Annotated in this window: 21 protein-coding genes; 2 read left to right on the top strand and 19 right to left on the bottom strand. The window is 49.6% G+C overall.

All coding sequences use genetic code 11. The features are described from left to right. Nucleotides 1-68: 68 nt before the first annotated feature. The 3 genes from rny to recA form a co-directional block, all read right to left on the bottom strand. The gene (gene rny, locus DWZ40_RS05220; RefSeq protein WP_118541427.1) at nt 69-1,613 is read right to left on the bottom strand and encodes a ribonuclease Y; all 1,545 of its coding nucleotides are present in this window, start codon (nt 1,611-1,613) and stop codon (nt 69-71) included. 114 nt (nt 1,614-1,727) lie between these two features. Next, nucleotides 1,728-2,294, bottom strand: coding sequence for a regulatory protein RecX (locus DWZ40_RS05215; protein WP_118541425.1), 567 nt, complete (start codon nt 2,292-2,294; stop codon nt 1,728-1,730). 4 nt (nt 2,295-2,298) lie between these two features. Continuing rightward, entirely contained in the window at nt 2,299-3,396 is a 1,098-nt protein-coding gene (gene recA / locus DWZ40_RS05210) for a recombinase RecA (RefSeq protein WP_118541423.1), read from the bottom strand. 719 nt (nt 3,397-4,115) lie between these two features. Here recA and DWZ40_RS05205 point away from each other — a divergent pair. Further along, complete coding sequence (locus DWZ40_RS05205; RefSeq protein ID WP_118541421.1) at nt 4,116-4,997, top strand: S8 family peptidase; 882 nt, start codon at nt 4,116-4,118, stop codon at nt 4,995-4,997. A gap of 86 nt (nt 4,998-5,083) precedes the next feature. Here the strand turns inward: DWZ40_RS05205 and DWZ40_RS05200 are convergent, their stop codons facing one another. The 7 genes from DWZ40_RS05200 to DWZ40_RS05170 form a co-directional block, all read right to left on the bottom strand. Beyond that, nucleotides 5,084-6,244 (bottom strand): phosphoglycerate dehydrogenase, encoded by a 1,161-nt coding sequence (locus DWZ40_RS05200; RefSeq protein WP_118541419.1) that lies wholly within the window; start codon nt 6,242-6,244, stop codon nt 5,084-5,086. Then, nucleotides 6,241-7,326 carry a 3-phosphoserine/phosphohydroxythreonine transaminase gene (gene serC, locus DWZ40_RS05195; RefSeq protein ID WP_118541417.1) on the bottom strand — a complete coding sequence of 362 codons (1,086 nt, stop codon included), beginning with the start codon at nt 7,324-7,326 and terminating at the stop codon, nt 6,241-6,243. Before serC ends, DWZ40_RS05200 begins: the two co-directional genes overlap by 4 nt. 56 nt (nt 7,327-7,382) lie before the next feature. Then, nucleotides 7,383-9,089 (bottom strand): biosynthetic-type acetolactate synthase large subunit, encoded by a 1,707-nt coding sequence (ilvB, locus tag DWZ40_RS05190; RefSeq protein WP_118541415.1) that lies wholly within the window; start codon nt 9,087-9,089, stop codon nt 7,383-7,385. Between the two features lie 42 nt (nt 9,090-9,131). Beyond that, nucleotides 9,132-10,793: a dihydroxy-acid dehydratase gene (gene ilvD / locus DWZ40_RS05185; RefSeq protein ID WP_118541413.1), complete on the bottom strand. Its 1,662-nt coding sequence runs from the start codon at nt 10,791-10,793 to the stop codon at nt 9,132-9,134. Between the two features lie 163 nt (nt 10,794-10,956). Beyond that, nucleotides 10,957-12,042 carry a 3-isopropylmalate dehydrogenase gene (leuB, locus tag DWZ40_RS05180; RefSeq protein ID WP_118541411.1) on the bottom strand — a complete coding sequence of 362 codons (1,086 nt, stop codon included), beginning with the start codon at nt 12,040-12,042 and terminating at the stop codon, nt 10,957-10,959. A gap of 362 nt (nt 12,043-12,404) precedes the next feature. Continuing rightward, complete coding sequence (locus tag DWZ40_RS05175; protein WP_182431624.1) at nt 12,405-12,785, bottom strand: hypothetical protein; 381 nt, start codon at nt 12,783-12,785, stop codon at nt 12,405-12,407. 33 nt (nt 12,786-12,818) lie between these two features. Further along, nucleotides 12,819-13,409, bottom strand: coding sequence for a hypothetical protein (locus tag DWZ40_RS05170; protein ID WP_182430580.1), 591 nt, complete (start codon nt 13,407-13,409; stop codon nt 12,819-12,821). A 168-nt stretch (nt 13,410-13,577) separates the two neighbouring features. Here DWZ40_RS05170 and DWZ40_RS05165 point away from each other — a divergent pair, with 168 nt between their 5' ends. Then, nucleotides 13,578-14,354, top strand: coding sequence for a MurR/RpiR family transcriptional regulator (locus tag DWZ40_RS05165; RefSeq protein WP_118541405.1), 777 nt, complete (start codon nt 13,578-13,580; stop codon nt 14,352-14,354). On the opposite strand, the gene DWZ40_RS05160 is transcribed toward DWZ40_RS05165, so the two are convergent. From DWZ40_RS05160 to DWZ40_RS05120, 9 genes are all read right to left on the bottom strand, one after another. After that, nucleotides 14,314-15,729, bottom strand: a complete 1,416-nt coding sequence (locus DWZ40_RS05160) for a M24 family metallopeptidase (RefSeq protein WP_118541403.1) — start codon at nt 15,727-15,729, stop codon at nt 14,314-14,316. The two genes, DWZ40_RS05165 and DWZ40_RS05160, sit on opposite strands and share 41 nt — an antisense overlap. Continuing rightward, a complete protein-coding gene (locus DWZ40_RS05155; protein ID WP_118541401.1) occupies nt 15,726-16,997 on the bottom strand; it encodes a M20 family metallo-hydrolase in 1,272 nt (423 codons plus the stop codon). Before DWZ40_RS05155 ends, DWZ40_RS05160 begins: the two co-directional genes overlap by 4 nt. 20 nt (nt 16,998-17,017) lie before the next feature. Then, nucleotides 17,018-19,057 carry a glucose PTS transporter subunit IIA gene (locus tag DWZ40_RS05150; RefSeq protein ID WP_118708338.1) on the bottom strand — a complete coding sequence of 680 codons (2,040 nt, stop codon included), beginning with the start codon at nt 19,055-19,057 and terminating at the stop codon, nt 17,018-17,020. Between the two features lie 242 nt (nt 19,058-19,299). Next, on the bottom strand, nt 19,300-19,629 hold the full coding sequence (locus DWZ40_RS05145; RefSeq protein ID WP_118541399.1) for a DUF1292 domain-containing protein: 330 nt from the start codon (nt 19,627-19,629) through the stop codon (nt 19,300-19,302). Nucleotides 19,630-19,745: 116 nt separating this feature from the next. Next, entirely contained in the window at nt 19,746-20,318 is a 573-nt protein-coding gene (locus DWZ40_RS05140; RefSeq protein WP_347560049.1) for a cob(I)yrinic acid a,c-diamide adenosyltransferase, read from the bottom strand. Between the two features lie 14 nt (nt 20,319-20,332). Beyond that, entirely contained in the window at nt 20,333-22,351 is a 2,019-nt protein-coding gene (locus tag DWZ40_RS05135; protein ID WP_118541397.1) for an ATP-dependent helicase, read from the bottom strand. An 81-nt stretch (nt 22,352-22,432) separates the two neighbouring features. After that, nucleotides 22,433-23,893 carry a glutamate--tRNA ligase gene (gene gltX / locus DWZ40_RS05130; protein WP_118541709.1) on the bottom strand — a complete coding sequence of 487 codons (1,461 nt, stop codon included), beginning with the start codon at nt 23,891-23,893 and terminating at the stop codon, nt 22,433-22,435. A 142-nt stretch (nt 23,894-24,035) separates the two neighbouring features. Continuing rightward, entirely contained in the window at nt 24,036-25,373 is a 1,338-nt protein-coding gene (locus DWZ40_RS05125) for a M18 family aminopeptidase (protein WP_118541395.1), read from the bottom strand. Beyond that, a complete protein-coding gene (locus DWZ40_RS05120) occupies nt 25,370-25,978 on the bottom strand; it encodes an HAD family phosphatase (protein ID WP_118541393.1) in 609 nt (202 codons plus the stop codon). The genes DWZ40_RS05125 and DWZ40_RS05120 overlap by 4 nt, the downstream gene beginning before the upstream one ends. Nucleotides 25,979-26,001: the final 23 nt, after the last annotated feature.

The raw sequence follows: 26,001 nt of genomic DNA, 5'->3' as shown, positions 1-26,001 counted from the left end.
GGCATTTTCCAATACCGGTCTTACTTTTCTGCTAAAGCTTTGTGTTGCTGCCCATTGCTGGTTTGTTGTTACTTCGCGTAATCTGTTACACGTGATTCGCGGATCACATTAACCTTGATCTGACCCGGATATTCCAGCTCATCCTCGATGCGCTTGGAAATCTCACGTGCCATCAGAACCATGTCATCGTCACTTACCTGCTCCGGGATAACCATGATACGAACTTCACGACCAGCCTGGATTGCAAATGATTTTTCTACTCCCTTGAAGGAGTTGGTAATTTCTTCAAGCTGTTTTAATCTGTTGGTATATGTCTCCACAGTCTCTCTTCTTGCGCCAGGTCTTGCTGCGGAAATCGTATCTGCAGCCTGTACCAGACAAGGGATCAGACCCTGTGGTTCAACATCGCCATGATGGGACTCTACTGCATTGATGACAGTCGCAGACTCTTTGTACTTTCTGCAAAGATCTGCACCAAGCTGTACATGGGAGCCTTCCATCTCATGGTCGATGGATTTTCCAATGTCATGTAATAAACCAGCCCGTTTTGCCAGACGCACATCTGCTCCAACCTCTGCGGCAAGCAGACCTGCCAGCTGTGCAACTTCGATGGAATGCTTCAATGCATTCTGACCGTAGCTGGTTCTGAATTTCATCTTACCAAGCAGTTTGATCAGTTCCGGATGGATTCCATGAATGCCAACCTCAAGGGCTGCCGCCTCACCATCCTCGCGCATGTTCGCTTCTACTTCACGCTGCGCTTTTTCTACCATCTCTTCGATTCTTGCCGGATGGATACGTCCATCCACGATCAGACGTTCCAGGGCAATTCTTGCCACTTCACGCCGTACCGGATCAAATCCGGATAATACGACTGCCTCAGGGGTATCGTCGATGATAAGTTCCACACCAGTCATGGTCTCAAGGGTACGGATATTGCGACCCTCACGGCCAATGATGCGGCCTTTCATTTCGTCGTTCGGAAGCTGTACTACCGACACGGTAGTTTCCGCTACATGGTCTGCAGCACATCTCTGAATTGCAGTAACCACGTACTCCTTTGCCTTTTTGTCAGCCTCTTCTTTTGCCTTGTTCTCCAGATCTTTGATCATCTTGGCAGTGTCATGCTTGACCTCTGCCTCAACGGATCTGAGCAGATACTCTTTTGCCTGTTCGGAGGTTAAACCGGAAATTCGCTCCAGTTCCTGTATCCCTTTTTCGTACAGAGCCTCAACTTCGCTGTTACGCTTGTTTAAGGCTTCCTCACGGGATGCAAGTCCGGCTTCCCGCCGTTCCATGTTCTCTGCTTTTTTGTCTAAGTTCTCTTCTTTGCTCAGCACACGTCGTTCATAGCGCTGAAGTTCAGCTCTTCTTTCCTTTGTTTCTTTATCCAGCTCATTCTTAGTCTTTAAGGACTCTTCCTTCGCTTCCAGGAGAGCTTCTCGCTTCTTTGTCTCTGCCGTCTTTAACGCTTCATCTATTATTTCCCTGGCTTTTTCTTCCGCGGTTCCGATTTTGCTTTCGTAAGCACTTTTCCGGTGCGCGGTCGCAACTGCCCAGCTAATAGGCGCCACAACACACAGTGTAATTACAACTGCTATTATTGTTGACACAGGAGCACCTCCTTATTTAGTTTTCATTGTACACCAATACAACACTTCAATTTTAAACTGTTTTGTGCATTATGTCAATAACTCTGTGGAAGTTCTTCGCGTCGTTCCTGTTCCTTATTCTGCTTCTTCAGACATACGGTCCGTGACCCTGCGGATGGCTTCGCTGCTGAATCCACGGCGTCCCAAAGCTCCCATAAGTCTCCGGTAATCCGCCAACTCCATGCGCTTTCCTGGCTCATAACCTTTCTTTAAAAGAAGCTTTCTGATCTGACTTTCCTCGTCTACTTCTTCCTCCTGGAGGGTGAGGTCAATGATGTCCCGGGATACGCCCTTACGCTCCAAATCAGCCCGGATCTGGCGGCGGCTTTTCCTGGATGCGCAGGAGCGGATGTAACGCCCGGCATAGGCCTCATCATCCAAATAACGGTACTCTTTTAAAAAGAGTACCGTCTCCTCGATTTCTTCCGGGTTGTATTCCCGTTCTTTTAACTTCTGGCGCAGTTCCCTCTCTGTGCGGTCACGAAATTCCAGGAGTGCGAGTGCGCACTCCCGGACTGTTTTCCCGGAACCGTTTGTGTTTCTGCTTTTCTTCTCCGGTTTCTCCTTTTTTCCATGCTGCAGTTCTTCCGGATGCAGGTCCTGCACCTGCACAATTCCATTCTGTAAATTCCAGACTTTCATGGAATTACTCCGCGTCGGTTAGACCAGCACCATCATTTTCTGCATTCTGTGCGTCCTGTGCTTCTTCTGCAGCCGCATTTGCAGCCAGTGCAGTTACGGTCTCATCTGCCGGAAGACCGTGTTTCTCACGGACCTTGCTCTCTACTTCAGCACAGACTGCCGGATGATTGCGCAGATACGTCTTGGCATTCTCACGTCCCTGACCGATCTTGGCACCGTCATATGCATACCATGCGCCGCTCTTTTCAATGATGTCGTCCTTCGCGGCAAGATCCAGAATGTCGCCTTCCTTGGAGATGCCCTGACCAAACATGATATCAAACTCTGCCTCTTTAAATGGCGGAGCGATCTTGTTCTTAACCACCTTCACACGGACATGGTTGCCGATCACCTCGCCGCCCTGTTTGATGGACTCTACGCGGCGCACATCCATGCGGACAGAGGAATAGAACTTCAGGGCACGGCCGCCTGTGGTGGTCTCCGGGTTTCCGAACATAACACCAACCTTCTCACGCAGCTGGTTAATGAAAATAACGCAGCAGTTGGATTTGCTGATGATACCGGTCAGCTTTCTGAGGGCCTGGGACATAAGACGTGCCTGCAGCCCCACATGGGAGTCACCCATCTCGCCGTCGATCTCGGCCTTCGGCACCAGGGCTGCAACAGAGTCCACAATGACAATGTCCACTGCACCGGAACGCACCATGGTCTCGGTGATCTCCAGTGCCTGCTCGCCGTTGTCCGGCTGGGAAATGTAAAGGTTGTCAATATCGACGCCGATGTTCTTTGCATAGACCGGGTCTAATGCATGCTCCGCATCGATGAAACCGGCAATGCCGCCGCGTTTCTGCACTTCTGCCACCATGTGAAGTGCTACGGTTGTTTTACCACTGGACTCTGGTCCGTAAATCTCGATGACACGGCCCTTCGGTACACCGCCAAGTCCCAGTGCGATGTCCAGACTGATGGAACCGGTTGGGACAGTCTCAATGTTCATGTTGGCACCGGAATCGCCCAGCTTCATGATAGAACCTTTTCCGTAAGACTTCTCGATCTGGGTAATGGCAGCATCCAGTGCCTTTAATTTATCGTCTTTATTCATGTTATAATCCTCCAACTATAGAACCACTGCATCCACAAAGCTTTTTGCCGTTGCGAACAGATGTTCTCTTCAATGTTATAATCATAGTATAAACCGGCTCAAATGTCAACCAGTTGTTGTCTTTTCATGTGGGAATTTAGGTTACTATTCACAGGTAGGGATTTTCTGAACTGAAAATCCCGTATGATACAGTTCTGGCAGCAGATTTTGCCGATTTGGAATGCGAAGCATCGGCAATTGTGGGAACTGTTCAGGGATAGGAATTGGGGAATTTTGAAATCTGGGAATTTTGAAATCTGGGAATCTAAAAATTCTGATTTTTCCGGACTGCTGACAAAAGCCGGATCATGGAATCCTGGTAACTGCAGACATACAGAATACAGAGCAGTTACATGTTTTAGAAATACGGGCAAATCCGCCCATTTGGACTGCACTTTCACTATAGCATGCCCGAAAAACCTTGTCAAATAAAAAGGAACGGATAGGAGAAGAAAAAAGCCTGTGCCGTGATGGTTGCACAGGTTTTTCTTACATATCCGTTTCAAAAAAGTTTTAAGGAGTTCAGATGTTTATCTTTTTTCTGATTTTAGTATAACATATGCCTTACGAAAATGTTTGTATAATGTTTAAATAGATTATGAAGATATTCTTAAATCGACAGCCGCACCACTGCCTTATCACCAGAATATCCTAACAGTAAAAAAGCACTGAGGTTTTCCATGCGTACAGCCTCTCCTTTTTCCTCTGCACACATCCCGGACGGCCTTACCGGGCGCGGCATCGGCGTGGCTGTGCTGGACACCGGATGCTTCCCGCACGAGGATCTTAAGTCACGCATTGCTGCCTTTTTCGATATCGTACGCCGGCGAAAACTCCCTTACGACGATAACGGGCACGGCACCCATGTCTGCGGCATCATCGGCGGGAACGGAAAAGAAAGCGCCGGGCGTTTTTGCGGAATCGCCCCGGGCTGCCACCTGATTCCGGTGAAAGTACTGGACAAACGGGGCGGCGGCTATGTTTCCGACGTGCTTGCCGGACTTCATACCGTAATGCAGCAGCGGGAGCGCTACAACATCCGGATCGTCAACGTTTCGGTCGGTTCCTTTTCCGGCAGGAGCATGAGCGAAAACTCTGCCCTGGTCCGCGGCGTGGAGGAACTCTGGGACTCCGGTTTTATCGTGGTGGTCGCCGCCGGCAATATGGGACCAAAAAGCGGCACCATCACCACGCCCGGCATCAGCCGCAAGGTCATCACGGTTGGCTGTTCTGACGATCACCAGGAAGTCAACGTTATGGGAAACCGCATGTCTGACTATTCCGGGAGAGGACCTACCCGCGCCTGCATCTGCAAACCGGATATTGTCGCCCCAGGTGCCGCCATCACCAGCTGCAGTCCCGGCGGCGGTTATGCCATAAAAAGCGGTACCAGCATGGCTACGCCTTTTGTTTCCGGTGCCATTGCCCTTCTCCTGGAGCAGCATCCGGAGATGTCCAACCGGGACGTAAAACTTTTCCTCAGGGACCGGGCAGTCGACCTGGGACTTCCCAGAAACCAGCAAGGCTGGGGACTTCTTGATATCCCCAGCCTTCTTCGCTAATTTTCTGACGGGAAACAGGCAGGCATTGCAAATGCGCTGTCCTCCCTGTCCCGGCAGTCTCTATGAAATTTTTGTATTTTCCTTCATCAGATGAGTCTGACTCTGCACACACCCTCAATGGCATTGAGCTTCTGGACCATGATGTCATCCGGTACATGTTCCAGATCCATCAGCGTATAAGCGAATTTATCTCGGCTCTTGTTGGTCATGTCGGAAATGTTGATCTTTCCGGCAGCCAGCACCCCGGTGATCTGGCCGATCATGTTCGGAATGTTTAAATGCAGCACAGCCAGACGGCAGGCCGTCTTCTTCACACCCATATCACACGCCGGATAGTTCACGGAATTGCGAATGTTGCCGTTTTCCAGATAATCCATAATTTCCTGAACGGCCATCTTCGCACAGTTATCCTCAGACTCCTCAGTGGAAGCGCCAAGATGCGGGATCACAATGGTATTCTCCAGGTTTACAGACTTCGGATTTGCAAAATCCGTCACATAATTTTTCACTTTGCCGGATTTTAATGCCTCAGCCATGTCATCTTCATTGACCAGGATGTCGCGGGCGAAGTTTAAGATCACAACGCCGTCTTTCATCTGCTCAAACGCTGCCTTATTGATCATGCCCTTTGTGGAGTCCACAGCCGGAACATGCAGGGTGATGTAATCACACTCCTGGCAGATGGTATCGAGGCTGGTGGTGTGTTTTACATCACGGGACAGGCGCCATGCCGCATTGACGGAAATGTACGGATCATAGCCGTAAACTTCCATGCCCAGGGCGATCGCCGTGTTCGCAACCTCGGCACCAATCGCGCCAAGACCGACCACACCCAGCTTTTTGCCCTTGATCTCGCAGCCTGCAAAAGCCTTCTTTGCTTTCTCGGCAGACTTGGCAATGTTTGCATCTTCTTTGTTGGCCTTGCACCACTCAATGCCGCCGACGATATCACGGGATGCTAAAAACAGTCCTGCCAGCACCAGTTCTTTTACCCCGTTTGCATTGGCACCCGGGGTATTAAAGACCACGATGCCCTCCTGTGCACAGGCCTCTAACGGAATGTTGTTTACGCCTGCGCCTGCACGTGCAATGGCAAGCAGGGAATTGGAAAACTGCATTTCATGAAGGGATGCGCTGCGGACCAGAATGCCCTCTGCCTCATTTACCTCGTCGGTCAGCTGATAGTCCTCAGTGAACTGGTCTGTGCCATATTTGGAAATGGCGTTGATGCAATGGATCTTTCTCATGCCTGATGCGCCTCCTCAAACTGTTTCATGAACTCTACCAGCTTCTCCACGCCTTCCATCGGCATGGCATTGTAGATGCTGGCACGCATGCCTCCTACGGTTCTGTGTCCCTTTAAATTTACAAACCCTGCTGCGGTTGCTTCTTTTACAAATTCTGCATCCAGGTCCTTGTCGCCGGTCACGAACGGAACGTTCATTAAGGAACGGTCCTCTTTGGCAACCGTTCCATGGAACAGCTTGCTCTGATCCAGGAAATCGTAAAGGATCTTTGCCTTTTTCTCGTTATACTCTTTCATGGCTTCCAGGCCGCCGCGCTTCTTTAACCACTTAAATACCTTTCCGCAGATGTAGATGCCGTAGCATGGCGGGGTATTGTAAAGGGATTTTGCGTCTGCCTGCACCTTGTACTGGCAGATGGTCGGGGTTCCCGGAAGGACATCCTCCGTGATCAGGTCCTCGCGGATGATCACGATCACAACGCCGGCCGGACCGACATTTTTCTGGGCACCGCCGTAAAGCAGGCCATACTTTGTCACATCTACCGGCTCAGAGAGGAAGCAGGAAGAGATATCAGCCACCAGCGTTTTTCCCTTTGTGTTCGGCAGGGTTTTGTATTTGGTGCCATAGATCGTGTTGTTCTCGCAGATATAAACATAGTCCGCATCGTCGTCGATCGGCAGGTCAGAGCAGTCCGGAATGTAGCTGAAGGTCTTGTCTTCACTTGATGCAACAGCCACTGCCTTTCCGTATTTCTGCGCTTCCTTGAATGCCTTCTTCGCCCACTGACCGGTGATGATATAATCGGCTACGCCGTTTTTCATCAGGTTCTGCGGAATGGCGGAGAACTGCAGATGGGCGCCTCCCTGCAAGAACAGTACTTTGTAGTTATCCGGAATGTTCATCAGATCCCGAAGGTCCTGTTCCGCTTCTTCGATGATGGTCTCAAAGGCTTTAGATCGATGGCTCATCTCCATCACTGACATTCCGGTGCCTCTGTAATCAAGCATTTCTTCTGCGGCTTCCTTCAGAACTTCCTCCGGTAATACGGCCGGTCCTGCTGAGAAATTGTAGACTCTTCCCATTGTTTCTTCCTCCTTCTTCATAAATTCGATTTTTCATAATTATATAATAACGACCCTTATTTGATTTTCAGGTCGGTATCATCGAACGCATCCTGGATTGGGGCTCCCGGGGATACCATCGGGTAAACCTTGTCATCGCAGTTGATCTGGCACTCGATCAGAACCGGTGCATTGAATGCGATGGCCTCTTCCAGAACCGGCTTTAAGTCTTCCTGTCTGGTCACACGGTATGCTTTTGCTCCCATGGCTTCAGCCAGCTTCACAAAATCTACTGCGTCATTTAATACGGTATGTGAATAGCGCTTTCCGTAGAACAGGTTCTGCCACTGACGCACCATTCCAAGTACATGGTTGTTTACCACAACCTGGATAACCGGGATGTTGTAGCGGGTCGCTGTTGCGATCTCATTCATGTTCATGCGGAAGCAGCCGTCTCCGGCAATGTTGAACACCGGGGTATCCGGATGTCCCATGTCGCCGCACGCCATCTTCGCTCCGATGGAAGCGCCAAGGCCGTAGCCCATGGTGCCAAGACCGCCGGATGTGAGAAAGGTTCTCGGCTTTCTGTATTTGTAGTACTGGGCAGCCCACATCTGGTGCTGTCCAACCTCGGTACAGATGATAGCATCGCCTTTGGTCAGCTCATCAATGGTCTCCATGATGAACGGACCGGTAAGCTGGTTCTTATCGTAACGCAGCGGATACATGTCTTTCATCCGCTCTACGTGCTGGATCCACTCCTCATGGTTCATCGGATCCAGACGGGCATTCAGCTTACGCAGGACAACCTTTAAATCGCCGATGATGCTGGCATTGGTATGGATGTTCTTGTTGATCTCAGCCGGGTCGATATCGATCTGGAGAATCTTCGCGTTCTTCGCGAACTTGGATGCATTTCCGGTCACACGGTCACTGAAACGGGCACCTGCCACGATCAGCAGATCGCACTCGCTGATGCCGAAGTTGGAAGTCTTGGTTCCATGCATACCTACCATGCCGGTGTAAAGCTCATCGGTTCCGTCAAATGCGCCCTTGCCCATCAGGGAATCAGCAACCGGTGCCTGGATCTTGTGAGCCAGCACCTTTAACTCATCCGATGCACCGGAAAGCACGGCGCCGCCGCCTACAAAGATAAACGGCTTCTTGCTGTTGCGGATCATCTCCAGCGCCGTCTCGATGTCTTCCTCACGGATGGTATCGGTCTGACGCTCGATCGGTGCCGGTTCCTGCGGCGTATACTCATACTCTGCCGCAGTCACATCTTTTGTGATATCGATGAGGACCGGACCTGGTCTTCCGCTCTGTGCAATGGTAAACGCACGGCGGACCGTGTCTGCCAGCTTCGTGATATCTTTTACAATGAAATTATATTTGGTGATCGGCATGGTCACACCGGTGATGTCGATCTCCTGGAAGCTGTCGCGGCCAAGCAGGCTCACGCCAACGTTACAGGTGATCGCAACCATCGGGATGGAATCCATGAATGCGGTCGCGATACCGGTTACCAGGTTGGTCGCGCCTGGACCGGAAGTAGCCAGACATACGCCGACTTTTCCGGTGGCTCTCGCGTAACCGTCTGCTGCATGGGATGCGCCCTGCTCGTGGGAGGTCAGGATGTGGGTAATCTCATCCTGATGCTTGTAAAGCGCATCGTAGATATTTAAAATGGCCCCTCCCGGATAACCGAACACGGTCTTTACACCCTGTTCTTTTAAACATTCGATCAGGATTTCTGATCCATTAAGTACTCTGGTCTCCGCCATGTGAAAACACTCCTTATCTGTCTCTGGTACGGGTTACATGAATTAGTTTCCTTTTAAGATAGCGCCCTTGTCTGCGCTGGTTACCAGTGCTGCATAACGCTTTAAGTAACCGGTCACCTCTTTGGTCTTCGGAGTCCAGTTTGCACGGCGTCTTGCCAGTTCTTCATCGGAAACCTTCATGTTGATGGTGTTTGCATTGATATCGATGGAAATGATATCGCCCTCTTCTACCAGACCGATCGGGCCGCCTGCTGCTGCCTCCGGGCTTACATGGCCGATAGAAGCGCCGCGGGAAGCACCGCTGAAACGTCCGTCCGTGATCAGGGCTACGGTAGAGCCAAGGCCCATACCAACGATAGCGGAGGTCGGGTTTAACATCTCTCTCATACCCGGACCGCCCTTCGGTCCCTCATAACGGATGACAACAACATCGCCTGCCACGATCTTGCCGCCTTTGATCGCTGCGATCGCATCGTCCTCACAGTCAAATACACGTGCAGGACCCTCATGGACCAGCATCTCCGGTGCAACTGCGGAACGTTTTACCACGCAGGAATCCGGTGCCAGGTTACCGCGAAGCACTGCGATACCGCCGGTCTTGGAATATGGGTTGTCTACCGGACGGATGATCTCCGGATTCTTGTTGACGCAGTCTTTGATGTTCTCGCCAACCGTCTTACCGGTTACCGTCATACAGTCCAGATTTAAGAGTCCTAACTTGCTGATCTCGTTCATAACGGCGTAGATGCCGCCTGCCTCATTTAAGTCTTCCATATAGGTATGTCCGGCCGGGGCCAGGTGGCACAGGTTCGGGGTCTTTGCGCTGATCTCATTTGCGATGTCTACGTTTAATTCAACGCCTGCCTCATGCGCAATCGCCGGCAGATGCAGCATGCTGTTGGTGCTGCAGCCCAGAGCCATATCCATGGTCAGGGCATTGCGGAAAGCTGCCTCGGTCATGATGTCTCTCGGGCGGATATTCTTCTTTAACATATCCATAACAGCCATACCTGCATGCTTTGCAAGGACCAGACGCTCGGAATAAACAGCCGGAATGGTGCCGTTGCCCTTTAAGCCCATACCAAGAACCTCAGTCAGGCAGTTCATGCTGTTTGCCGTGTACATACCGGAACAGGAACCACAGGTCGGACAAACCTTACACTCGAATTCTTTGACATCGTCCTCAGTCATAAGACCTGCTGCGTAGGATCCGACTGCCTCGAACATGCTGGAGAGGCTGCGTTTCTCGCCTTTTACGTGACCGGCTAACATCGGACCGCCACTGACGAACACAGTAGGGATGTTTAAGCGGGCTGCTGCCATCAAAAGTCCCGGTACGTTCTTATCGCAGTTCGGTACCATGACCAGTGCATCAAACTGATGTGCCAGTGCCATACACTCGGTGGAATCAGCGATCAGGTCACGGGTTACCAGGGAATATTTCATTCCGACATGTCCCATGGCAATACCATCGCAGACTGCAATGGCCGGGAATACGATCGGGGTACCGCCTGCCATGGCTACACCCTGTTTTACGGCTTCCACGATCTTGTCCAGGTGCATATGACCCGGCACGATCTCATTGTAAGAGCTTACAATACCGATTAACGGGCGCTCCATCTCTTCATCGGTTAATCCCAGTGCGCGGAACAGGGAGCGTGCCGGGGCCTGCTGCATTCCTGCTTTTGCATTATCACTTCTCATATTCTGACTCCTCCTCATGTGCGTGCCGGCATCTGCAGGCGCAGATACCGGTATGTGATTTCTATTCATTTCAGTTTTCTATTGTAGCAATTCTATACAAAATTCTGTTTACCTGTCCGGATGCCGGACAAACATGCGTGAACCGTAACGTTTCTCGGACTGCTTAGTGGATGCGTGCCGCGATCAGGTCGCCCATCTCGATGGTTCCGACTTTTTTGCAGCCCTCGCTGTAAATGTCGCCGGTGCGGTAACCGTCGGTCAGTACCTGCTGCACAGCTGCCTCGATCGCATCGGCTTCTTTATCCATATCGAAAGAATAACGAAGCATCATCGCTGCGGAAAGAATGGTTGCGATCGGGTTTGCCAGGTCTTTGCCTGCGATATCCGGTGCGGAACCGTGGCTCGGCTCATACATACCGAACTTGGTCTCATTTAAGCTTGCAGAAGACAGCATACCGATGGAACCTGTGATCATGCTGGCCTCATCCGAAAGGATGTCACCAAACATATTCTCCGTCAGGACCACATCGAACTGAGCCGGGTTCATAACAAGCTGCATAGCACAGTTATCGACCAGCATATGCTCCAGCTTTACTTCCGGGTAATCCTTGGCAACTTCCTCGACTACCTTTCTCCAGAGTCTGGAAGAATCCAGCACGTTTGCCTTATCCACGCTGATGACGTGTTTTCTTCTCTTCATGGCGATGTCAAATGCCTTGATGGCAATCCGGCGGATCTCGTTTTCGTTGTAGGTCAGGGTATCGGTTGCCTGCATCACACCGTTTACTTTCTCAGTATGACGCTCACCGAAATACAGACCACCAGTCAGTTCACGGACGATGATCATGTCAAAACCGTCGCCGATGTTCTCTTTCTTTAACGGGCATGCATCTGCCAGCTCATTGTAAAGGTAAGCCGGACGCAGATTCGCAAATAACTTAAGACCTTTGCGGATCGCAAGCAGCCCCGCCTCAGGTCTTAAGTTCGGTGCCACGTCGTACCATTTTGAATTTCCTACATTACCGCCCACAGCGCCAAGTAAAACTGCATCGCTCTTCTTTGCGGTCTCCAGTGCCTCATCGGTTAACGGAACTCCGTATTCGTCGATGGAGCAGCCGCCCATCAGGATTTTTGTGTACTGGAAAGTATGTCCGTATACCTCGCCAACTTTATCAAGGACCTTGCACGCTTCGCGTACAATCTCCGGTCCGATTCCATCTCCAGGGATCGTTACGATATTACAATTCATGGTGTCTTACCTCTTTCTGATCCATTCCCTTTTTCTTAATCGGTGGTATTTTCGTTCCTGTTCAAAGCTTTTCATTTCTCAGGCAATGATCCTATAGAACAAAAAGGAACGTATTTCTTCCCATATTAACGCATTTATTGTCATTTTTCAACTGATACACTGGAATTTATACAGAAAAATCCATACGAGATAGGAATTGTCTTCATAACTTACAGTTATCAAAAAGGTAAAAAATATCGCCGGAAGGCATATCCCCTCCGGCGATTCCAGTATTTTTCAGATAGTTCCGTCTGCAGAACATGGCAAAACATGTTTTGTGGATTTTGCATCCCCGCAGTCATTGCCATCTGTCCCTCATTCGGTCATTTGCGGCTGTCCCAGGCTCCGTCCTTGCCAACATAATAGCTTCCAATGGTCTCATCCGTTGCCATGGCATGGTCTTCCCGGAAGTAATACCACTTGTCATCAATCTCTTTCCAGCCGGTTACGGCGGCACCGCTGGCATCCAGATAGTACCAGATATGATCCTGTTCATGCCACTTGGAGGTAGCCATGGTGCCATCTTCCTCGATCCAGAAGAGCACATCGCCATTCTTAATCCAGGTGTTTTTTGCCATCTTCCCGTTGGAATAGTAATAATTCCATACACTTCCGCTGCGTTTCCAGCCGTTCTCCGCAAAGCTGCAGAATGCAGAAGACAATACCAGCACTGCTGCCATGCAAAGCACTGCTGCTTTTTTCATAAACGTTGTCATCGTCCTGCATCCATCCTTTCCTTAGCGGTCGCGCTTGCCATCCGCACCAACGTGTCCGCCGCCCGGAATGTTCACGTCCGTTGCCATGGTACCGCTCTTTAAGAAGTAATACTCTGCATCGTCGATGGTCTTCCAGCCATTCTTGACTGCCTTGCCATCCTCACCCATGTAGTACCACTTGCCTTCCTCGTTCTGATACCAGCCATTGGTCAGCATTTTTCCATCGGCATCGAGGTAATACATATCCTTGTTCTCGGTGTAAACCTGGTCTTTCATGATCATGCCCTTGTTATCTACCCGGTACCAGGTGTCGCCGTCCGCTACCCAGCATCCGGTTGCCATAACACCATTGCCCTGTACCCAGTAGGAAGCGGCAATGCTCTTGCCCTCCTCGGTCACGAAATCCTTGCTGCCAACCTGGTAGCTCAATTCTCCGGACTCATCGTTGCTGACCAGTGTATTGATCCAGGTATTTCTTGCAACGGTTCCGTCCTCCTGGTAATAATACCACTCACTGCCAACCTTGCCCCAGCCTGCTGCAAATGCTGCCGTGCTGGATAATGCAGCCATAGCCAGGCTCAGCGCCATAACCTTAAACATATTTTTCTTCATAACGATCATTCTCCTTTTTCCGTCAGAACACTCTTACTGCTATAGTTTATGATACCTTTTTCCAATGGCATTTGTCAACGAATTTGCCGGGCAATTATCTGACGATTTTCTTTCAATTTGCGATATCCTGTGTTATAATCTTTCATATTACAAAGTCTGGAGGATATTATGGGAATTCAGCTCGATCGTGTCATCAATGAAAACTATGAAAAACTGAATACGGTAGACCAGCACATCCTGCAATTCGTGCAGGCTAATCTAGAGTCCTGCAAGAAAATGAACATTGCTGATCTTGCCAAACTTTGTAACGTTTCCACGGCAACGATCCTCCGCACAGCCCAGAAATTGAATTTCAGTGGTTACAGTGAGTTCAAATATTTTCTGCGTTCCGATTCTGCAGAAAACGCAGAAGTTCTGAACCTGATTGAAATTCTGAATCAGGATATTGCACAAACCACCAAACTTTTTCTCCAGAACAGTCAGGTTCTGGACATCTGCCGGCTCATCGATCAGTCTGACCGGATTTATGCTTATGGAACAGGACAAGGCCAGCGCCTGATGCTCCAGGAACTGGCCCGTTGTTTCTTAAATGTGAATAAAAATATTGTGATTATCCCAACTCACACTGAGTTAAAGATCGTGAAGAAATACATGCGTCCGAATGATCTTTTATTTGTCGCGTCCTGGTCTGGCAATGTCGAAAAATACCGGGAAACGCTCCTGAATCTCAGTCTCATGAAGATTCCCCTGGTTTCTGTTACAACCATGTCCAACAATGAACTGGCCGAGATTTCAGCTTACAACCTTTATTATCAGGGTACAGCCGTGAACAAAGAAATGAACATCAACCGTTCTTCCTACCTGACCCTGCACCTTGTTCTCCACCTGCTGTATGACCAGTATATCAATTATCTGAATCAGCCTGACGATGCTTCACATACATAGCTTTTCCTTTTTCCAGCAGGAACGGTCGCAGATACGCAACCGTGGAACACATAGGCAGTACATCCGGATGCATTCGGATCCCAAGCACCTTTTCCAGATAACTTCTGCGTTTCACAATCCGTTCCCAGAGCTGTGGCTCTTCCTTTTGGATTTCCATGCGCAGCGTTTCATCTGCCAGTGCAATGGTACTTTCCACACTGGTTCCCGCATAGCCGGGAACCGATGGAATAATATCGGTTTGCAGCATCATTCCACTTTTCAGGATTTCCTCACTTGCCTCATAGACCGGAGAAGACATCCATTCTTCATCTGCCGTCAGGTGTCCCGGACAAAGAGACCACCGATACTCCTCTTTTGGCAATATCTGTTCGATCCGATCATATAGTTCTCCACCGCTCATTCCGCAGTGAATTTCTCCCAGCCAGGACACAATTGCATGATAATACGGTTTTACGACCCGATCCAGATAATTCCGATTCGCTTCCGGAAGTTCGTTCTCACTGTGAACTGCATATCCACAGCGTGAGGAAAGCCCGCCGCGATATCCGACCGTCAGACTGACCGGATCTCCAAGCTTCACATCCTTATCCATTGGGTACAGGTTTGCTTTTTCAAAACGTTTTCCAGCCGCCGCAATCGTCACTACGCTGTTTTTCTGCCCCAACGCCTGCAGATCTGCTCCAAGCTCTGTTTCTTTCACACCAATGTCCAGATGGTCCATAGCCTTTAATATGCAGTCCGAAGCCAGCGCTGCACCAAATTCATAATGCGCCAGTTCATTGGCCGTATTGATACAGCGCACGCCTTTCTTTCCGATAAAAATATCTGCTGCATTCACGACGATTCCGTCCGGCCCGGCGGCATCACGAACCGCTTCCACAATATAAGACGGTACATCAAACAGCTGTCTGTTATCCAGAATCCGGCTGGTAAAATATTTCCAGCCTGCAATTCCAATCCGGCTTTCTTCTTTCAGCCCGGCTTCCCGAAAACATTCCGTAAGACTGCACTCTCCGCCCATCGGCTGATTCGGCAGGGAAAAGAATGGGACATGGATTGCCTGGGCTTTGATCCGAGCACAGGATACCTTATTCAGATTTTCGTTTCCCATCATCATCGCATGATGCCCGCCTTTATTCAGAACCAGCAGTGCCTCCTCAAATCTTGGCAGAAATCCCGTAAGATAGGCAAAATTTTGCCCATGCTCCAGATCCCCGTAAACAACCAGAGAATCCAGATTTTCTTGTTCCATTCGTTCCAGCACAGCTCTGCACCGTTTCTCCATGACAGCATCACTGAGCAGGACCGGCACTCCGGTACAATCCGGCTTTGGAGGCATCACCGTTCCATAGAAAATTTCTCCAGATCCTCTCATTTTTCTTCCTCTCTGCTCAGTTCCATAATCAGATGCAGCAGAACATCTGCACCCTTCTTCACATCTTCATATTCCGTCCACTCCTCCGGACAGTGTGAAACACCTCCATTGCGGCTTGGAACATAGATCATATTGGTATCTGTAAAATCGGTCATGATCATGGAATCATGTCCGGTTCCGTTGTTGATAATGCAGTGGCTGTAGCCAAGTTCATCACAGATGGCTTCCATTTTCCTGACATTCTCCCAGCACATCACACTAGGGCCTGTCGGGTTTGGATAATTGATCCGGCGTATTTCCTCCAAGTCACAGGAAATCCCATATTTTTGCGCAACATGGTCTAAAATATCCTGGATCATCTTCCGGAAATCCGTCTTTTCGATACACTCTTTGGAAAATGTCCGGATCTCGATCTTTCCTTCCACCAGTTCCGGTACAAACTGGTTGGAATTTGGTGTAATATCCAGTTTGCCTACCATGCCGGTTACATCCGGTCCCAAAGCCCTGATCTGCTCATCAAACATCGTGATAAAGCAGGCTGCGGCAACCAATGCGTCTTTTCGTTCAGCCATCGGCGCAGTAGAATCTGCAGTCTGCCCATGGAAACGAATCGTGTAACGTCCGATTCCTGCCAGATATTTGATCAGACCAATTTCAATATTTTCGCGATCCAGAACCGGTCCCTGCTCCACATGCATTTCCACAAAATTTTTGATCGAGCCCGGAGCACGTCTGGCTGATTCCAGATTCGGAATCAGGCCATACTCCTTCATTGCTTCCAGCTTTGTCTGTCCAAAGCGGTTCTTCACGGTCTCCAACTCTTCCATAGTCATAGTACCAACCATCGCGCGCGAATTGGAAACTCCGGTGCAGGGACCAAATGTGGCCCCTTCCTCTGCATTCATTAAGATCAGCTCCAATGGATAGTCATTCTCAAAACCGCACTCATGGAGAACACGCATAACTTCCAGCGCAGCTACACTGCCTGCCGCACCATCAAAGGCACCTCCGTTTACCACGGAATCATAATGGGAACCGAATATTACAACCGGTGCATCCTTCAATTTTCCCTCTTTTCTTCCGAACAGTGTGCCAAATCCGTCCTCATAAATCTGAATCCCCAGTTTCTGCATTTCTTCTTTGAGATATTCCTTGGCCATCTTATCTTCTTTCGAATAAGAAGACCGTGTCACACCATGACCCGGTGTAGAAGTATACGTTGCCAATATCTCCAGATCATGCTGAATTCTCGCCTTATTTGTTCTCATTTTTTCTCCCTGTATAACGTTTAATAAATTTTTACATTGATTTCCTGATGCTCTTTCAGCTTCTGATGCGCCGCATTTACATTCACAGTCTTATTCGGGAAGATCAGAATCACTACCGGATCCAATCCTCGTGAATGGATCAGTTCCCGGTCAAATTCGATCAGTTTTTCTCCCTGTTTTACCTTCTGTCCCTGCTTTACAAAGGATCGGAAACCTTCCCCTTTCAGCTTCACCGTATCAATGCCGATATGAATCAGTACTTCATCTCCGTTTTCTGTTACGATTCCAACTGCATGATTTGTCTCAAAGCAGGCTGCAACCGTTCCGCTCCACGGTGCATATACCGTATTGCTCTCCGGAATGATGGCAAATCCATCGCCTACCATCTTCTGGGAAAATGCAGTATCCTTCACTTCCGTGATCGGAATCAGGCTTCCTGCTACCGGAGCCTCAAAATCTGCGTGCTTTCCAGCTGCACTGCTCCCTGCCTTTTTTACTGCACGTTTCAGTTCTGCGGCTGCCTTCTCAACCTTTGCTCCATATACGACCTGAACATTTTCTTCATTAATACGAATCAGTCCGAGGGATCCGGTTGCCTTTAACGCTTTTTCATTGACCTTTGCAGAATCTTTCAGCACCAGTCTGAGACGGGAAATACAGTTATCAATTTCAACAATATTTTCTTTGCCTCCCAGAGCTTCCATGATTGCTGATCCCAGCTCGGTGATTTCTTCATTATAATCAACCGCATCTGACTCGTCCTCACGGCCCGGAGTCTTAATATTGAACTTCACGATAGCCCACTTAAATACATTGTAATAGATCACAGCATAAACCAGACCTACTCCTACATTTAAGATCCATTTGGTCTGAGGTCCGCGCAGCACGCCAAATAACATAAGATCAACCAAGCCGCCGCCTGCATTTCCGATGCAGACACTCAGGAAGGTGTTGATCAGGAAAGACATACCTGCCATAAACGCATGGAACACCCATAAAAGCGGGGAGATGAAAATAAAGGAAAACTCAATCGGCTCTGTAATACCGGTAAAGAAGCTCGTCAATCCAGCTGCCAGTAAAATACCTTTTGCTTTCTCACGATTCTGCGGATATGCAGTTTTATACATGGCATAACATGCTGCCGGAAGACCAAATACCATGAACGGATGCGTTCCCTGTGTCAGGAAGCGTGTTGCCTGACGCATAACATCCATATCCGGATTCTGCTGCATCAGCAGAGTATTAAAGATATTCAGCGCACCAGATACCTGCTGGCCATCGATCTCAGCGGTTCCTCCAATTGGAGTAAAGCGGATCAGCTGATTCAGGATATGATGCAGGCCAGTCGGGATCAGAAGACGTTCCAGGAATCCGTAAATGAACGTACCAAATGCTCCCGCAGAAGCAAGAAGACTGCCAAATCCATTGATGATCACATTAAATACCGGCCATACGAAGAACATAAGCAGTCCCAGGAACGGGATCGTCACAACCATCATGATCGGAACGAAACGCTTGCCGCTGAAGAAACTGAATGCTACCGGAAGCTGTGTCTCATGGAAACGGTTGTGGATCATTGCCGTCCAAAGACCAACAATGATACCGCCAAAAATACTCATGCGATAGGTGAAGATACCCATAACAGTATCATAAGCCGCATTCTGCTGCGTCGCTTCAAGTAAAGAATACCCCTGTCTCATCAGATAATCAATACTAACTGTATCGGCCGTGATTCCTTTCAGGCTTAAGAAAAACCGGATCGTGGTATGGAACAGCGCAAATCCTATGATCGATGCAAACGTTGCCACTTCGCGGTCTTCTCTTGACATACCCTGAGCCACGGACATGCAGAACAGGATTGGAAGAAGACCAAACAGTGCACCTGCCAGTGCATTTACAAGGCTGACAAAGTTATTTACAAATGCCACATCCTGAAGTACATTTCCGAATACATTCGGATTCTGTAGTGTGGAAGCGAGTCCCAATAATAAACCAGCTGCTACAATAATGGACAAAGGCCCCATCAAAGATTTTCCCAGCTTTTGTATAAATGTTTTCATTTTACCCTCCATTTCATTATATTTGCGCGCAAAATCATTTTAATGATAAACAAATTATAATGAATCGGAGAAAGGAAGTAAATATGCAGACAGCATCCTGACTCGTCTTGCCGTCTTCTGACATTTTTTACATTTTATGAAAATTTTTACATGTGCATACGCATTTTCAAAAGATAACAGGGTCATGGAAGTTGCCTTGCGGCAGCTTCCATGACCCTGTCACGTTCACGATATTATTATGTTTAGTCGAGCTCATCCTCGCCTACGATCTCGTCGAACTCCTGATCGTCGAGCAGCTCATCGAAAGCATCTGCTACAACTTCATACTCGTCGTCATCCTCGATGTTATCCAGGCTCGGATTACCGTCTTCATCTTCCTCATAACGGTATAAGTATACCTCGCCCTCTTCTGCCTCTGCGCCCTCGGTCGGGAGCAGTGCGATATAGTCACGGTCGCCTGCCTCAAAGATGGTGAGCACAACACACTCTACTTCACTGCCATCGTCTAAGGTGAGGGTTACAGTCATCTCCTCCTGCTCTAAATCCATCTCTTCGTTCTGGTTCTTTGCCATAAAAATGTACCTCGCTGATTTTTCTTGCCAATACGTTGCCAGTTCATTATAGCTGACCGGAATGTTTTAGGCAATATGTTTTGCAGATTCCGGTTATATTTTTTCGGCTGGCAGTTTTAAAATTCAATACCCTTCCGCGCCGGAATCCCTTTTTCATAAGGATGCTTTACCATGTGAATCTCCGATACATAATCCGCCTGCTCCACCATTTTCTCCGACGGGTCCCGTCCGGTCAGGACAACCTCAAGCCCCGCTGGTTTTGTATGCAGAAATTCCAGTACGGACTGTTCCTGCACCATGCCATAATTGCAGGATGCCAGAATCTCATCCAGAATCAGCAGGTCATAGTTTCCGCTTTCTGCTTCTTTTTCCGCTGTCTCAAACCGTTTCTGGTAATACTCTGCGGCTTCTGCCTTCTGTTCCTCGTTCATGCGGAACACAAAGCCAAAGGTACGGTCACAGGGGGTGACGGTGATGCCTGGAATGCTCCGAAGCACTTCCACTTCCCCGGAGTTTTCTGTTTTTAAGAAACGCACTACCAGAACCTTCATGCCGCGGCCTGCCGCACGAACAGCCAGACCCACGGCTGCAGAGGTCTTGCCTTTGCCGTCACCGCAGTATATGTGCACAAGACCCTGCCGCATTTCTTTCTGCTCCTGTTTTTGTGAACTCATTTTCTGCTGTTCCATCTTTTTGTCCTGCATCACCTGACCACCTTTCCATTCCGCACTGGCTTTGTTCCGGCACTCTGCTGCATGGCCGGTCGTTCTGTTTTTGCAGCCGTTTTCTGTTGACTGGTTGCCCTACAGGATTCTAACATTCCTTTCGTTTTCACTTCCGGTCCTGGCCGGAATTCTCCTGGCGGCGCGCTATCCGGATATAAATATTCATCAATAAACCGCGACCGCTCCTGCGGCTTTCCATACCGCTCTTTTGTGTAATACACATGGAGCCGGTCTTTGGCGCGGGTCATGGCTACGTAAAACATGCGCCGTTCTTCTTCGAGATCCGCGTCCAGGACAGCTTTGTGGTGCGGGGTTACCCGCTCGTTTGCGTCCATGATATAAACGATTGGGAACTCCAGTCCTTTGGCGCTGTGCATGGTCATAAGGGCCACACAGTCCTGGTCCCGTACTTCCCAGTTCTGCGCCTGCTGCTTGAGCTGTTCGCCGTATTCTTCCATATGAAGAAGCCAGGCATCAATGGTCTTATACCCGGATGCGCTTTCCTGGATCTGGTCTGCCAGTTCCAGGAGTTCCTCCGGCTTCATGCGGCGGTACTCTGCATAATCTTTTAAGTATTCGTCGTAGCCGATGGCTTTGCGGATATAATTCACCGCCGCCACCGGTGCCAGCTTTTTGAGTATCTTTAGATCATATTCCAGATCTTCGATGCGCTCCACCATCCAGTCCTTCGACCGGTACCAGGATTTGACCTGGTCCCAGGAAACGATCTGCCCATCCAGCGCTTCCCGGCTGATGTAGCGTTTCGGCCGGTTGATGATGCGCAGGGCATCGGCACGCTTTGCCTGGTGTTTTTCCGCCAGCGGGTCTGCCGCGATGCGAATGTAGGTCAAAAGGTCCTGGGTGATCCAGTGCTCATAGATATTTGGCAGTGCATCCCGCATCTGGAACGGAATGTTGTATTCCATCAACCGTTCCATGAGGAGTCTCGGCTCCATGCTGGTGCGGTAGAGCACGGCAATATCCGACAGGCGGTAGCCCATCTGCACATAATCCTGGATTTCTTTTATGATCGTCCTGGTCTCGGTCGGGGCGTCCGCGAATCCGACCGTCGTGACCGGTCTTCCGGCTCCCCTTGCGGCGCGGATTTCTTTCTCGAAACGGGTTTTATTGTGGCGGATCAGACAGCCGGCGTAATCCACAATATTGGAAGTGGAGCGGTAGTTTATCCCCAAAAGAACCCGTTTTGCCTGGGGATAGTCCTTCTCAAATCCGAGCATGATCTCCGGCTTCGCACCGCGGAAGCGGTAAATGGACTGGTCATCATCGCCCACGATAAACAGGTTGTTCTGCGGTGCTGCCAGCATCCGGATAATCTCATACTGCACCCGGTTGATGTCCTGGAACTCATCGATCAGGATATACTGGTACTTTCTCTGCCACGCCTCCAGAATGTCTTTTCTCTGGGTAAACAGCTCATAGCAGAGCACCAGCATATCATCAAAATCCAGAAGACTCTTCTCGACCATGGCTTTTTCGTAGCCCTGGTACAGCTTCTTGAACATTTCTTCTGAACAGTTTTTGGAATAATAATAGTCCAGATTCATCATCTCGCCTTTTACCAGGCTGATTTCCGAAAGAATCTGGGCAATGAACTCTGCCTCGTCCTCGACATCCATCTGGTAGCGGTCTACCAGCTCCCGGATGATGGCGGTGCGCTGTTCGTCCCGCGCGATATTGGAGGCATCGTAGCGGTACGCACGCTTTAAGATCGCAAAAAATACTGCGTGAAACGTACCGAAGCTGACGGGGAGTCTGCGTCCCTCCGTCAGCTTCTCAAATCGCTGCCGCATTTCCTGTGCAGCGGCCTTTGTAAAGGTAATGACCAGGATGCTTCCCGGCTCCACGCTGCACTCTTCCACCAGATATTTCACCCGGTGGGTAATGACCGTGGTTTTGCCGGATCCCGGTCCTGCAAGCACCATCATCGGACCCTGCCGGTGATGGATGGCCTGCAGCTGTGATTCATGAAACGCCATGTATGCGGTTCCTTTCTTCGTCTGGCCGTCTGAAATCTCTCTGTCACAAAAGCATCCCAGACAGGCTCCATGTGCAGCTTCCTATGCGTTCACTGCAGAAAGCATCTCAATGCCCTTGCGGATACGTGCCAGGGACTCTTCCTTGCCAAGCACTTCCATGATCTCGGTCGCACCGGCCGGGGTCATCTGCTTGCCGGATACAGCGGTACGGATCGGCCACATGACAAAGCCGGTCTTGTAGCCTTTCTCGGATACATAAGCAGATAATGCTGCGTAAAGTGCATCGTTGGTGAAGTCCTCCTGTGCTTCCAGAATCGACAGCACATCGTTTAATACCTCGAGGGAATTCTCGGAGTTGGTCTTCATCTTCTTATGGGTGTACATTGCCACATCGTACTCCGGCAGCTCCTGGAAGAAGTCTACCTGTGCCTCGATGTCCGGGAAGATCTCGATACGGGTCTTTACCATGCCTGCGATCTTCTTTAAATCGAGATCTTTCTTGATGACAGCCTTTAAGTACGGCTCTGCCAGCTCGTAGAAACGGTCTGCGTCCATTGCTTTTAAGTACTCGCCGTTCATCCATTTTAATTTTGTGATATCGAATACGGCCGGGGACTTGCTGATGTTGTGGTAATCAAATGCCTTTACCAGCTCCTCCAGGGAGAAGATTTCCTGGTTGTCGGTCGGGGACCAGCCAAGCAGTGCCACATAGTTTACAACCGCCTCGGATACAAAGCCCTGCTCGATCAGGTCCTCGAAGGAGGAGTGGCCGCTTCTCTTGGAAAGCTTTTTGTGGAACTCATCGGTGATCAGCGGGCAGTGTACATAAACCGGAATCTCCCAGCCAAACGCATCGTACAGACGGTTGTACTTCGGGGAGGAGGACAGGTACTCGTTGCCGCGCACAACATGGGTGATTCCCATTAAATGATCGTCTACCACGTTTGCGAAGTTGTAGGTCGGGTAACCATCGGATTTGATGAGGACCATATCGTCTAACTCAGAGTTGTCTACGGTGATGTCTCCGTAGATCTCGTCATGGAAGGTTGTGGTGCCCTCGGTCGGGTTATTCTGACGGATGACATATGGCATGCCTGCTGCCAGGTTTGCCTCTACCTCTTCCTTGCTTAAGTGCAGGCAGTGCTTGTCATAGGTCATGATCTCCTCGCCGTTTACGGTCTTCTTTAAGGAGTTTAAGCGCTCCTGGGTGCAGAAGCAGTAATAAGCCTCGCCTTTTTCTACCAGCTTTTTGGCATACTCTAAGTAGATGCCCGCTTTCTGGCGCTCACTCTGCACGTACGGACCGCAGCCGCCGTCTTTGTCCGGACCTTCGTCGTGTACCAGACCGGTCTCAGCCAGAGTGCGGTAAATGATCTCGGTTGCACCCTCAACGAAGCGCTCCTGGTCGGTATCCTCGATACGTAAGAGGAAATCGCCGCCCTCATGCTTGGCGATGAGGTATGCGTACAGTGCGGTTCTTAAGTTACCTACATGCATGCGGCCGGTCGGGCTCGGTGCATATCTTGTTCTGATCTTTGTCATGATATGAAACTCCTTTGTTTTTCTCAAAGATTTTGATTTTCCATTTTTGCGCGTTACACTTCCCGCGCAGACAGTAATCTTTGCGCCCATTATAACGCGCTCTGCCCTAAATGGCAATTTATTTCCTGTGCATGGAATTTTTTTAACCTAAACGGTAAGCCCCGTCACCTTTTCCGGTAAAGCTTCCGGAATAAAGAACCTTTGCTGCCTCAATCAGGTATGCGGTGTCGCGGCTTCCAGCAGTCTCATAGCTGGAGTGCATGGCAAGCTGCGGCAGGCCGATATCTACGGTATTTAATGCAACCTGGGTTCCGGAAATATTGCCCAGAGTGGAACCGCCGAGGATGTCGGAACGGTTTAAGAATACCTGGTACGGAACCTCTGCCTTCTCGCAGATGGTCTTGAATACAGCAGCAGAAACTGCGTCGGTGCAGTACTTCTGGTTTGCGCTGTATTTGATGACGATCCCCTGGTTCATGTACGGGCGGCTGGTCGGGTCTGCCTTATCCGGCTGGTTCGGATGGATGGCATGCGCATTGTCTGCAGATACCATGAAGCTGGATGCCAGTGCAGTTAAATACTCTTCCTGGGTGCGGCCCATGCCGGTGTTGATGCGGTTTAACACATCTTTTAAGAACGTAGATTCTGCGCCCTGTTTGGTGCCGCTTCCCACTTCCTCATTATCGTATACGCAGTGAACGGCTACGCTGTCCTTCGGCTCTGCTGCCAGAAAGCCCTTTAAGGATGCAAACGCACACTGCAGATCATCCAAATGCGGGCTTGCGATAAACTCGCCGTCTGCACCGAGCAGGGTGCCCTTCATGCGGTTATATAAAAACATATCCATATCCAGGATATCCTCTGCCGTTACACCGGCCTCATTTGCGATCAGCTCAGTAAAGCAGCCCTTTACCTGCTTTTCGGCAGCTTCGCAGAACAGCGGAAGCATATCTTTCTGGGCATTGAACGCATACCCGTCGTTCACCTGACGGTTCATGTGAATCGCCAGATTCGGGATGATCATCAGGTCACGATCTACGTTGACGAACTTGGTTGCAATGCCATCAGCAGTGCGCACGATCACGCGGCCTGCCACGGAAAGCGGACGGTCCAGCCAGGTGGAGCAGATCATGCCGCCGTATTTTTCCACGTTCAGCTTCACATACTGGTTCTCCACGACGATCTCGGCATTGGCTTTGATCTTAAAGACCGGAGAGTCACTGTGGCTTGCCATAATCTGGAAGCCTGCGAAATCCTGTTTCGGGATCTTGAATGCGATCAGGGCAGAATCGTTTCTGGTCACATAGTAACCATTTCCTGCCTCCAGGTTCCATTTTTCTCCTTCATACAGACGGGTAAATCCAGCGTTTTTCAGCATTTCACACATATTTGCCGTTGCGTGGAATGCACTTGGGCTGTTGTCGAGGAACTGAAGCAGTTCCTCATTGGTCTTCTCAAAATTCAAATTTGCTTTACTCATAATACCTTCTCTAAATCCTTTCTCAGATTTTCCATGCTGCCATCTGCGAAGCAATGCCCATCCATACCACAGGCTTTTGCTCCCTCAATATTCATCGGCAGATCATCGATAAAATAACACTCCTCCGGCTTTAATCTGAAGCGGTTGAAGAAATGCTCATACATCTCTTTCTGCGGTTTTAAGCATTTCACCTCGGCAGAAAAGAGCAGTCCATCGAAACATTCGACAGCCGGGATCACCTCTTTGTAGCAGGACGGCAGCCGGACAGACGCATTGGAGCAGACATAAAGGCCATACCCTTTTGCTTTCAGTTCCCGCACCAGTGCCTCCATATCTTTATTTTTCCACATGCAATATTTCTCCCAGTTGTCAAAACACAGCTTCGCCGCTTCATGCAGACGCTCTGGAAGTCTCGCGCACATTTTTTTGAGTCCCTCTTCTTCAGAAATGACTCCCATATCCAGCAGGATCCATTCCGGGGAATCGAACACAGCCGTACAGACCGCTTTCTGGTCTTCCTCATTTTCAATAAAATGGCGGCATGCCCGCATGGATTCGTAGTAAATCAGAACTTTCCCCATGTCGAATACAATATTTTTTATCATCGCATCTCCTCCTATTTATTTAT

Source organism: Clostridium sp. AF32-12BH (genome assembly GCF_003477935.1).
Lineage (GTDB): Bacteria > Bacillota > Clostridia > Lachnospirales > Lachnospiraceae > Brotaphodocola.
This window is presented reverse-complemented; position numbering and strand designations above follow the sequence as displayed.